This window comes from Blautia sp. JLR.GB0024, from assembly GCF_037000545.1.
GTDB classification, from domain to species: domain Bacteria; phylum Bacillota; class Clostridia; order Lachnospirales; family Lachnospiraceae; genus Blautia; species Blautia celeris.
In genome coordinates, this window is sequence record NZ_JBANBF010000002.1 from 381772 (window position 1) to 393811 (window position 12040).

The following is a 12040-nucleotide window of genomic DNA, read 5'->3' on the forward strand; positions in this document are numbered from 1 at the left end:
TAAAAGTGAAATTGAACCGCAGTGTGCATCTGCTGGCGCAGCGATCCGGGTGAGAAGAGAGGTGAGGTTGTATCAAAATAGGTGAGGTTTCAAAATTACTGCATATATCCCAGGATACAATCCGCTACTACATGGAGCTGGGCCTTCTGGTTCCCGGGAGGCATGGGAATCTGTATGATTTCAGTGAGGACAGTATTGAGGACATCCGCTGGATTCATAAGCTGAAGGAAATGGGATTCCTGTTGAAAGAGATCCAGAAAGTTTTGTCTCTGCGGCGCACTTCCAACTGGGTAGAACCCCAGGAAATAGCCGAGTACCTGATTCTTCTGGACAAAAAGAAAAAATCCCTGCGAAAGGATATTGAAAATATCGAAGATGAGATTGCGCGTATAGAAGAGGAAGAGAAATCCTTTGCCATCGAGACAGCAGGGGATAAAGTGCTAGTGGGCGCTCCCCTAAAAGCGTTGGAATACCTGCGCTGTCCTTTCTGCGGAGAAGCCTTTGCCGTTGAGCAGGTGCAGATGAACAGCAGATATATTTATAATGGAAAACTGGCCTGTTCCTGCGGATATGCCCTTGAGATCAGGGACGGGATCATTTTGTCACCCAGCGCGGCAGATGAAGCGGACGGGGGTGCGGATCTGGAGCGGGAAAAATATAAAGATCTTCCCGCATCTGTGGTGACGATGCTGCAGAGAAGCTATAACTTTCTCCTTCATCGTATTTCAGGGATGCAGCTCTATGACAGGGTGGTTATGGAGACGGATATCAATGAATTTTTTTATTTGTATACGCATTTTAGAAAAATAGAGAACCGTGTGCTGTTCATCATTACAGACCGTTATCCACAGGTGCTCAGAATGTACAAAGAGAGGATTGAGTACCTGAAGCTTGACCTTGACATTCTGTATATTGCCGATGGAAGCGGTAATTATCCTTTGAAAAAGGGAAGCGTGGATCTGCTGATCGACTATTTCAGCTCGAATTACAGAGAAACATGCCGCGGGGAATCTATGTCCGGCCGGATGCTGGAATATCTGAAGGAAAACGGCGAGATTATAGGCTGCTATTTCTCCGGAAAAAATGAAGAAAGATTATTTGATAAAAAACAGTTCCTTGAGGAAATGAAAGAGAATGGATATGCGCTTATAAAAGAGCGTACGATCGACTGCCCGGTGGAAGTCGGAAAAGGGAACCAGCTTTTACTGTATGAGAGCAAAACAGAGGAAAGTACAGCAGTACAAAAGACAGGCACACAAAAAACAGGCCGATGACCGGAAGAGGATTCTTCCGGTCATCGGCCTGTTTTTTTCCATCCTGCAAAAAGTTTATAGGATTTCAAGTCTTTTCAGGATTTCAGCCGTATGGCTGCAGCATTGGCATGTCCCGGGAAACCTTCCCCTTCCGCCAGGTGGGAGGCAAGTGCTGCAACCTGATGAGCAGCCTCCTTTGTCAGCCGCTGGGTCGTGCAGACCCTGGAAAAGGTACCGATCCAGACACCGCCGCTGTACCGGGCGGCCTTTCCTGTGGGCAGGGTATGGTTAATGCCGTTTACATAGTCACTGTATACAACAGCAGAATATTTTCCCATAAACAGGGAACCGTAATTCTTAAATTTATCCGTATAGGCCTCTGCACCGGCAAACTGCAACACCAGATGTTCCGGGGCAAAGGCATTGGCAAGACGGCATGCGTCATCCAGGGAGTCTGCCAGTATAACTTCACCGCAGGTGTTCCAGGAGGCGGATGCAATGTCCTCTGTCTCAAGCTCGGGAAGCTGCTTTTCCACCTGACGGATTACCTCAAGCCCAAGTGTCTTATCTGTGGTGATCAGCCGGGCAATCGCCTGGGAGTCATGTTCAGATTCTGAGAGAAGGTCCGCCGCGATGCAGGCAGGGTCTGCCTCCCGGTCAGCGATAACCAGAATTTCACTGGGGCCGGCCAGAAAGTCAATACCGATACGCCCGTAACACTGGCGCTTGGCCTCTGTCACATACTGGTTGCCCGGGCCTACGATCATGTCCACAGGTTCTATCTGCTCTGTTCCGCAGGCAAAGGCGGCAACCGCATGGGCACCGCTCAGCGCGTATATTTCACGGATCCCGGCAATATCCATGGCTACCAGGGTGGAAGGGTGGACACTGTCTGTCCCGTTGACGGCAGGCGTGCACATGGCAATTCTTCTCACATCTGCTGTCCGGGCAGTAATGCCCATCATCAGGGCAGTGGAGTACAGCGGATACCCGCCGCCCGGAACATAACAGCAGCAGGAGTCCACCGGAATGATCTTCTGTCCGAGAAAAATGCCCGGAGATATTTCATAATCGGAAAAACCGTGCAGGGAAGCCTTCTGTTTCAGGGCGAAATCCTCCAGACGCTGTGCCGTGGTTTTCAGGTCCTCGATCAATGCAGGGGAAGTAAGATCATAGGCCCGTCGGATTTCCTCCGGGGAAATGCGCAGGCTTGTGCGTGTATTTCCGTCAAATTGTGTATTGTATTCAATCAAAGCTCTGTCTCCCCTTGCGGAGACATCCCTGATAATGGCATGGACTTCGGCTTCCAGATTCTGTTGCTTCTGACGGTCCACAGGCTTTGCTTTTTTCAAATATTCCAAAAAAATCCCTCCCTTGCAGCTGGTTGTTACATCCAGTATACAAGAGAGGGAAATGCTTTGGCAAGCAGATTATTTCTGCCGGTATCCGTATGCCTCCAGATATTTTAAAGGGATGGACATACGCACCGTTTTGTTCGGATTTACAGTCTGGCAGATGGACAGGTCTGCAGCTATGGACTGGAGCATGATCGCCTCATCAGAGGTCAGTTCTGTTTCGGTTACCATGTAATCATGCAGGTACTCCACAGCTTTGGCCCAGGCCTCATCCACTGTTTTGCAGGAGGCAACAGCCATAACCTCTTTGTCAGTGACAACAATAGGGTATGGTTTCTGATGATCGGGGATCACGGTCAGTTTTAAGGTGACCTCACCTGCGATTTCCACACCGCAGCCTCCGATTTCCCCGTCGCCCATGCAGGCATGAAGATCACCCAGAGATAAAAGCGCACCTTCTGCAGCAACAGGGAAATAAATACTGGAACCTGTTTTAATCTGGGTACAGTCCATATTTCCGCCGTGGGAATCAGGTGTATCTGTGGGGATAGCCTGTCCTGCCGGGGCTACGCCGATGACACCGACCATGGGTTTTAAGTCAAGGGAAAGCCTGGGGCTGAAGCCGATCTTTCCGTTTCTTACCGGCAGACGTTTGACGGCAGGGGTTTTCACCAAATGAGCAAGGCAGCCAAATTCAGAATCAATTTCCGTTACGCCTGTGGGGGCGAGGGAGATATCCAGGATCTCTGCTTTCAGAGTATCCCCCGGTTTGGCGCCTTCAACAAAAATGGGGCCTGTGGCGGGGTTTAACTCATCAAAGAGCAGAGAGTCAAAGGAGCTGTCATCTGGGATCAGCCTGTCTTTAAAACAGTCATAGGTATGTACTGTGACGGTTTCACCGTTTTTAACTGTGAGAACAGGAGCGTGCTCTCTGCTCATGGTATAGATCACTTGGTCCCGGTTAAGATTTTTCATAAAGTTCCTCCAGAAAACAAACATTTTTATTCTTTAACAAGGCGTTTTTCCTTCTTTTCCACATACTGGTCAGAAGAAGGGTCATCCTCCAGCTTCATGATGGTCAGCCCTGTAAAGCCAAAGATGGCTGAGACGATAGGGCAGAGGATATTAAAGAAGCAGTAAGGCAGATAGGTCAGTGTGGGCACACCCAGGAAGCCGGACATGGTGGCACCGCAGGTATTCCAGGGGATGAGCGGGGAAGTGACAGTGCCGGCATCCTCCAGTACACGGGAGAGGTTCCTCGGGGCAAGTCCGCGCTTTCGGTATTCATCCTTGAACATTCTGCCCGGAATGGCAATGGCAATGCAGTGGTCTCCAAGGAGTACATTGCAGAACAGGGCAGAGATAATGGTGACAAGCACCAGTGAGCCTGTATTTTTGGCAAATTCCAGCAGTTTGTTGGCGATTACACTCATCATGCCGGTACATTCCAGTATACCGCCGAAGGACAGGGCGCAGATGATAAGGGAAACCGTCCACATCATGCTCATCAGTCCGCCTCTTGTGAGAAGTTCATCTACCATGGCATGGCCTGTCTCAACTACAACACCGTTCTGTACTGCATTGAACACAATGGATAAATCCTGATGCTGGAAGACAACCCCGCAGATCATACCGAGCACTGTTCCGGCGAAGAGACCGGGGATAGCCGGGACTTTTAGGGCAATCAGGACAATTACAATGACAGGTACCAGGAGCAGCCAGGGGGTAATGTTATAGTTGGCAGCCAGAGCGTCCAGGATTCCGTTGATCTGTCCGTGGTCTAACTCCTGTCCGGCAAAACGGAAACCGATGATACCGAAGCCCACAATGGAAATACCATAGGCAATGACAGTAGTGTACATCATATGTTTGATATGGTCTGTGAGTTTTGCGCCCGCAATGGCAGCAGCCAGGTTCGTGGTATCGGACAGGGGAGACATTTTATCACCGAAATAGGCACCGGATATAATGGCACCGCCTGCCAGACCGACAGGAATGTCCAGTCCCTTTGCGATTCCCACAAGGGCAATGCCGATGGTGCCCACAGTAGCCCAGGAACCGCCTGCAGCAAGGGAGACAATACTGCACAGGATCATACAGGCCACCAGGAAGAAGGCAGGCGTGAGAATCTGCAGCCCGTAGTAAACGAGTGCAGGAACTACACCGCCCACAATCCAGGTTCCAATGGTAGCGCCGATGATGATCAGCAGCAGCACAGCCTGCATAATACTTTTCAGCGATTCAATGGCCCCATCCTCCAAATCCTGCCAGGTGTAACCCAGAAAGACAATGGCAATAAATGCCGTAATGCAGGTACCCAGTATAAGCGGAACCTGAACATCCACCTTCAGCACAGACACAGAAAAAATCAGGATGATGACAGTCAGCACTACCGGTGTCAGAGCCAGGAGCAGGGTAGGCTCTTTCTTCACTTTTTCTTTTGCATTCATAAATCTTTTCCTCCATTCTTACTGAAAAACGCTTCAGCTTTTGATGAATTAAGACTATCATAGCCTGTAAAACCAATGTCAACAAGGAAAAAGAAGGATTTCATGGAGTATACTCCATATTTTGTATCAGAGTGTGTCGTAACGGTTCAGCTTGTCTGTACTGTTACAGCGTGTCAGAAAATTGCTCTTTTTCTGGACGAAAAAATCTTGCTAATTTCTATCAACATATGATAATATGATAAGAACGCAAAAGCGTTTTGGACAAATTCATGCACAGCAGGGGCGGAAGTGGTACTTTCGTCCCCTTTTACCGTGTTATGGTCGGGCAGAGAGATACCGGCCGTGGACGGATATGAAATTGGCTGGATCTACAGGCAGATAATAAGTTTCAGACATACTCAGATACAATATAAATAAAATTAATTTTGAAAGGATGAGACAGAGATGACAAAGATTGACATTTTTTCGGGTTTTTTGGGAGCAGGTAAGACAACTTTGATTAAAAAGCTTCTGAAAGAGGCATACAAAGGCGAGCAGGTAGTGCTCATTGAAAATGAGTTCGGAGAGATTGGTATCGACGGCGGTTTTCTGAAGGAGGCCGGAATTGAGATTCGTGAAATGAATTCCGGTTGTATCTGCTGTTCCCTGGTCGGGGATTTTGGGGAGGCTTTAAAAGAGGTGATTCAGAAGTATGAGCCGGACCGTATTATCATTGAGCCCTCAGGTGTAGGAAAACTATCCGATGTGATCAAAGCAGTTAAAAAAGTGGAAGGAGAGGTTGACATAAAACTCAACAGCTTCACAACACTTGTGGATGTTATGAAATGCAAAATGTATATGAAGAATTTTGGTGAATTTTTCAGCAATCAGATAGAGTATGCAGGGACTATTATCCTGAGCAGAACGGACAAAGCGGCAGAGGAGAAGGTAATCGCAGCCCTTCAGATAATCCGCGGATTGAATAAGTCGGCTGCAGTTATCACAACACCGATTGAAAAATTATCCGGGGCAAAAATTCTGGATACCATGGAAAATAACCGTTCTCTGGAAAAAGAGCTTCTGGAAGAGGAAGTATGCCCGGTATGCGGCGGACACCATGAGCATCATCATGAAGAGGAATGCGGTCATGAGCATCACCATGGAGAGGAATGCGGTCATGAGCATCACCATGGAGAGGAATGCGGTCATGAGCATCACCATGGAGAGGAATGCGGTCATGAGCATCACCATGGAGAGGAATGTGATCATGACCATCACCATGGAGAGGAATGCAGTCATGACCATCACCACGGAGAGGAATGCGGCCATGAGCATCACCATGAAGAGGAATGTGATCACGACCACCACCACACCGAATCCTGCGGCTGCGGTCACACCCATGGCCACCATGACCATGACCATCATCACCATCACGCAGACGAAGTTTTCACCAGCTGGGGACGCGAGACAGCCAAAACTTACACAGAAGAAGAAATCCATGTTATCCTGGAAGCACTGTCAGACGATGAGGAATACGGCATGATCCTTCGTGCAAAAGGAATGGTAGAAGGCAAAAACGGAAGCTGGATTTATTTTGACATGGTACCGGGCGAGGCAGATGTGCGTGAAGGTTCACCGGAATATACGGGCAGGATCTGTGTGATCGGCTCCAAGCTCAAAGAAAGCAGTCTGGAAAAACTTTTTAAACTGGCATAAGAACAAGCTCTAGGGAAAGGACGTGGAAAAATGGATGAAATTACAGTACCTATTTATCTCATGGCAGGATTTTTGGAGAGCGGCAAGACCTCTTTCCTGAATTTTACCATTGAGCAGGATTATTTTCAGATAGACGGCCCCACACTTTTGATCCTCTGTGAGGAAGGTGAGGAGGAGTTTGACAAACAGGCATTAAAAAAGAGCAGGACTTCTGTGGAAATCCTGGACAACCCCGAGGAACTGACGCCGGAGCGTCTTGTGGCATACGATGCATTTTACAATCCGGCCCGCATTATTATTGAATACAACGGCATGTGGCAGCTCAGTAAACTGGAAGAGATGGATATGCCGAAAGGCTGGGGAATCGTCCAGCACATTGTGACGGTGGATGCCAGCACCTTCCAGGTGTATATGAACAACATGAAATCCCTTTTTGTGGAAATGATAAGAAATGCGGACATGGTTCTTTTTAACCGCTGCGAGCAGGGTATGCCGCTGGCAACCTTCCGCAGAAGTGTGAAAGTAGTGAATCAAGCAGCAGAGATCATCTTCGAGGATGAGGAAGGCGAGATTGAAAATATTTTTGAAGATGAAATGCCTTTTGACGTAAACGCAGATATTATTGAGATCATGGACGAGGATTACGGCATCTGGTTCATTGACGCCATGGACCATCCGGAAACCTACAAAGGGAAAAAAGTTTCTTTCACAGGCATGGTTTTAAAATCCAGAGAATTTGCGAAAGATATGTTTGTGCCCGGCCGTATGGCTATGACCTGCTGTGCGGATGATACCACATTTATCGGCTATGTCTGCAAAAGCCCGGAAGCACGTTCTTTAAGAACAGGAAAATGGGTGAAGGTTGTGGCAGAAGTGGATTATGAGTATATGGACTTCTACAATAAAGAGGGTCCTGTGCTCACCGCAGTATCCGTGGAACAGACAGAGCCGCTGAAAGAAGAACTGGTATATTTCAACTAAAAAAGCGAGGAAATAACTAAGGAGAATCAACCACATGTATTTAATTGCAGGACTTGGAAACCCGGGAAAACAGTATGAGAGAACCCGCCACAATATGGGGTTTGATACCGTGGACGAGCTGGTTGACCGGCATAGGATTCCCGGATCAGGCATCCAGCACAAGGCAATGTACGGCAAAGGGATGATCGCTGGTGAAAAAGTGATACTGGCAAAGCCCCTTACCTATATGAACCTGAGCGGTGATTCTGTACGGGAGTTTATCAATTACTATAAAATAGACCCGGAGACAGAGCTGATCGTCATTTACGATGACATAGATTTGGAGCCGGGACAGATACGCATCCGGAAAAAAGGCAGCGCCGGAGGGCATAATGGAATGAAAAGCATTATCGCACAGCTCGGCACCCAGAATTTTTACCGTATCAAGGTGGGTGTGGGTGCAAAACCGGCAGGCTGGGATCTGGCTGATTATGTGCTGGGCCGCTTTTCCACCCAGGAGAGGGAGGAAGTGGATAAAGCCATCGGGGAGGCTGCGGATGCAGTGGAAGTGATACTCAGCGAAGGCATAGATGCTGCCATGAACAAATATAATGCAAAAAAGAAGTAATGATTCAGTCAATGGAATTGCAGCGGGTATCCGCCTATGAAAACCACTTTGCCATAGGGCGGATATCTGCATATAAATGCCGGGTAACAGGAGAGGGATATGCAAGCAGTCATACAGCCACTTTTAAATTTAAATGAATATCAGGAAATCAGAAGCCGCCTTCCAAAGAACAGGGGTGTTCTGCAGCTGTCCGGCTGCATTGAATCCCAGAAAGCCCATGTGATGTACGGCCTGTTTGAGGGCATGAGGCAGGACGGGAAGCGGGACAATACCAATTGTCTCATCATTGCCGAAAATGACCTGAAGGCAAAAGAACTCTATGAGGATTACCGTTTTTACGACAGGGAGGTGCTTCTCTACCCTGCAAAGGATCTGATTTTCTTCCAGGCAGATATCCACGGAAATCTGCTGACGAAACAGAGGATGCAGGTGATCGCAGCCCTTCTGCAGAAGAAAGGCGTGACCGTCATCACCAGTATGGGCGGCTGCATGGACTATCTGCTGCCGCTGTCCGTCATTGAGCAGCACGTGCTGCATTTTAAAAATGACAGTGTGCTGGACCTTCAAAAGCTGAAAAAAGATCTGATCAACATGGGATTTGAGTACAGCGCCCAGGTGGAAGCGCCGGGACAGTTTGCCATCCGCGGCGGTATTGTGGACCTGTTTCTTCTCACGGAGGAAAACCCTATTCGAATAGAATTGTGGGGCGATGAGATTGATTCTATCCGAAGCTTTGAGACAGAGAGCCAGCGCTCCATAGAAAATCTCGAGGAGATCACCATCTATCCCGCGGCGGAAATGGTGCTGACCCAGGAGGTACTGGAAAAGGGCTTAAAGGCCATTGAGAAGGAAAAGAATACATCTGTGAAAAAGCTCCGGGAGGCATTTCTCACAGAGGAGGCAGGCAGACTTAAAAACACGGTGGAGGAAGCGGTAAATGCCATGAAGGAGTTCGAGGACTTTGCGGCAGCAGAACACTTTATCCGTTATTTTTATAAGGAGCCTGTGACATTTCTGGACTATTTTGATGAGGATAATACCCTTGTATTCCTGGATGAGACAAACCGTCTTCTGGAAAAAGGGGAGGCTGTGGAGACAGAATTTCGGGAGAGCATGAAGAACCGCCTGGAAAAAGGCTACCTCCTTGCCGGTCAGACAGACCTGCTGTGCGGATGGAAAAAGGTGGTCTACCGTCTGAACCGGAAAAACTGTGTATCCGTCTGTACCATGGAGCAGCAGAAAGCAGACTGGGAAATAAACGGACAGTACCGCACAGTCACAAAATCTGTGAATTCCTATAACAACAGCTTTGAGCTGCTGGTTAAAGATTTGAAATACTGGAAGAAGAACGGCTACCAGGTGCTTCTCCTCTCCGGTTCCAGGACAAGGGCCCAGAGGCTTGCCCAGGACCTTCAGGAACAGGAACTCAACAGTTTTTACACGGAGGACATGGACAGAACCATATCCCCGGGCGAGATCATGACTGCCTACGGCCACGCAAAGCGCGGATTTGAATACCCGCTGATCAAATTTGTCCTGATCACCGAAACCGATATTTTCGGGCAGGAGAAGAAAAAGCGCAGGAAGAAGACTGAGTACAGCGGAAAGAAGATCCAGAGCTTTTCCGAACTGAATGTGGGCGACTATGTAGTCCATGAAAACCATGGCCTTGGTATTTACCGCGGCATTGAGAAGGTCACGGTAGACAAAATCGTCAAGGATTATATTAAGATCGAATACTCCGGCAGGAGCAATCTTTACATTCTGGCAACCCAGCTTGATATGCTGCAGAAATACGCCGGAGCGGATGCGAAAGCGCCGAAACTCAACAAACTGGGCGGTCAGGAGTGGAAGAAGACAAAGACAAGGGTAAGAGGCGCTGTAAAGAACATTGCCAAGGATCTGGTGGCGCTCTACGCTGCCAGACAGTCCCAGAACGGCTATCAGTACGGGCCTGACACAGTGTGGCAGAAGGAATTTGAGGAGATGTTTCCCTTTGAGGAGACGGAAGACCAGCTAAATGCCATTGATGCTGCAAAACACGATATGGAGAGCAGGAAGATCATGGACCGCCTGGTCTGCGGCGACGTGGGATACGGCAAGACAGAGATCGCCATCCGGGCAGCTTTCAAAGCCGTGCAGGAGAGCAAACAGGTAGTGTATCTTGTCCCCACAACCATTCTGGCACAGCAGCACTACAACACTTTTATCCAGAGAATGAAGGATTTTCCGGTCCGTGTGGACCTGCTCTGCCGTTTTAAAACACCGGCGGAGCAGAAGAAGACCATAACAGATCTGCAGAAGGGATTGGTGGACATTGTTATCGGCACCCACCGTCTTCTCTCAAAAGACGTAAAATACAAAGACCTGGGCCTTCTCATCGTGGATGAGGAGCAGCGATTTGGCGTGACCCATAAGGAGAAGATCAAAAGTCTGAAGGAAAATGTGGATGTTCTCACGCTGACAGCTACTCCTATTCCGAGAACCCTGCACATGAGCCTGATCGGTATCCGTGACATGAGCGTATTGGAGGAGGCCCCCATGGACAGAACTCCCATACAGACCTATGTCATGGAGTACAATGAGGAGATGGTCCGGGAAGCTGTCAGCCGGGAGATCGCCCGAGGCGGCCAGGTCTATTACGTTTATAACCGGGTCAATGACATAGATGAGATCACCAACCGTGTAGCAAAGCTGGTCCCGGAGGCAAATGTGGCATTTGCCCATGGACAGATGCACGAGCATCAATTGGAGAAAATCATGTATGGTTTTATCAACGGTGAGATTGATGTGCTTGTCTCCACCACCATCATTGAGACGGGTCTGGACATCTCCAATGCCAATACCATGATCATCCACGATGCGGACCAGATGGGCCTGTCCCAGCTCTATCAGCTCAGGGGCCGCGTGGGCCGTTCCAACCGCACCGCCTACGCATTCCTCATGTATAAGAGGAACAAAATGCTCAAGGAAGTGGCGGAAAAACGCCTTCATGCCATCCGTGAGTTCACGGACCTGGGAAGCGGCTTCAAGATCGCCATGCGTGATCTGGAGATCCGCGGTGCCGGAAACTTACTGGGCGCGGAGCAGCACGGCCATATGGAGGCAGTGGGATATGACCTTTACTGCAAGATGCTGAGTGAGGCGGTAAAGGAGGCAAAAGGAATCAAACAGCAGGAGGACTTCGAGACAACCATCGACCTGGATATGGATGCCTTCATCCCTCCCCGCTACATTCCAAACGAATACCAGAAGCTGGACATATACAAACGCATTGCCGGCATAGAGAACCAGGAGGAGTACGAGGATATGTTGGAGGAGCTCATGGACCGTTTCGGGGAGCCGCCGAAATCCGTACAGAACCTGCTGGCGATCGCCAATCTGAAGGCCCTTGCTCACAAAGTCTATGTGCGTGAGATCAAACAGAACGGCACAGAGGTGAAAATTTCCATGTTTGAGCGTGCAGAACTGGACGCTTCAGGATTCCCGGCTATTCTGGAAAAATACAAGAACAACATGACCATGCGTATGGAAGGCCAGCCATATTTCCTGGTATCTTTAAAGGGCCGCAGGCCAAAAGAGATTCTGGACGCTATGGATATATTGTCCGGTATTCTCCACGAATTTGAGGGGATTTTACAGGAAAAAGAGGAAAATCCCTTGCCCTGAACGGAAAAAAAGCTTATACTATAAAGCGTC

The 12040-nt window shown here is 48.8% G+C and carries 8 protein-coding genes; 5 read left to right on the forward strand and 3 right to left on the reverse strand.

All coding sequences use genetic code 11. The annotated features are described in order from the left end of the window. Window positions 1-77 precede the first annotated feature (77 nt). Window positions 78-1274, forward strand: a complete 1197-nt coding sequence (locus V8Q34_RS05815; protein ID WP_227210458.1) for a MerR family transcriptional regulator — start codon at window positions 78-80, stop codon at window positions 1272-1274. Window positions 1275-1348: 74 nt separating this feature from the next. Here the strand turns inward: V8Q34_RS05815 and hisD are convergent, their stop codons facing one another. From hisD to nhaC, 3 genes are all read right to left on the reverse strand, one after another. Next, on the reverse strand, window positions 1349-2614 hold the full coding sequence (gene hisD / locus V8Q34_RS05820; protein ID WP_033142898.1) for a histidinol dehydrogenase: 1266 nt from the start codon (window positions 2612-2614) through the stop codon (window positions 1349-1351). Between the two features lie 69 nt (window positions 2615-2683). Next, window positions 2684-3583, reverse strand: coding sequence for an acetamidase/formamidase family protein (locus V8Q34_RS05825; RefSeq protein ID WP_335835057.1), 900 nt, complete (start codon window positions 3581-3583; stop codon window positions 2684-2686). A 26-nt stretch (window positions 3584-3609) separates the two neighbouring features. Beyond that, entirely contained in the window at window positions 3610-5058 is a 1449-nt protein-coding gene (gene nhaC / locus V8Q34_RS05830; RefSeq protein WP_335835058.1) for a Na+/H+ antiporter NhaC, read from the reverse strand. Window positions 5059-5502: 444 nt separating this feature from the next. On the opposite strand from nhaC, the gene V8Q34_RS05835 reads away from it, so the two are divergent. From V8Q34_RS05835 to mfd, 4 genes are all read left to right on the forward strand, one after another. Beyond that, window positions 5503-6753 carry a GTP-binding protein gene (locus V8Q34_RS05835; protein WP_335835059.1) on the forward strand — a complete coding sequence of 417 codons (1251 nt, stop codon included), beginning with the start codon at window positions 5503-5505 and terminating at the stop codon, window positions 6751-6753. Between the two features lie 30 nt (window positions 6754-6783). Continuing rightward, a complete protein-coding gene (locus V8Q34_RS05840) occupies window positions 6784-7734 on the forward strand; it encodes a TIGR03943 family putative permease subunit (protein ID WP_033144204.1) in 951 nt (316 codons plus the stop codon). Between the two features lie 34 nt (window positions 7735-7768). Beyond that, the gene (gene pth, locus V8Q34_RS05845; protein ID WP_033144205.1) at window positions 7769-8341 is read left to right on the forward strand and encodes an aminoacyl-tRNA hydrolase; all 573 of its coding nucleotides are present in this window, start codon (window positions 7769-7771) and stop codon (window positions 8339-8341) included. Window positions 8342-8440: 99 nt separating this feature from the next. Further along, entirely contained in the window at window positions 8441-12010 is a 3570-nt protein-coding gene (mfd, locus tag V8Q34_RS05850) for a transcription-repair coupling factor (protein ID WP_335835060.1), read from the forward strand. Window positions 12011-12040: the final 30 nt, after the last annotated feature.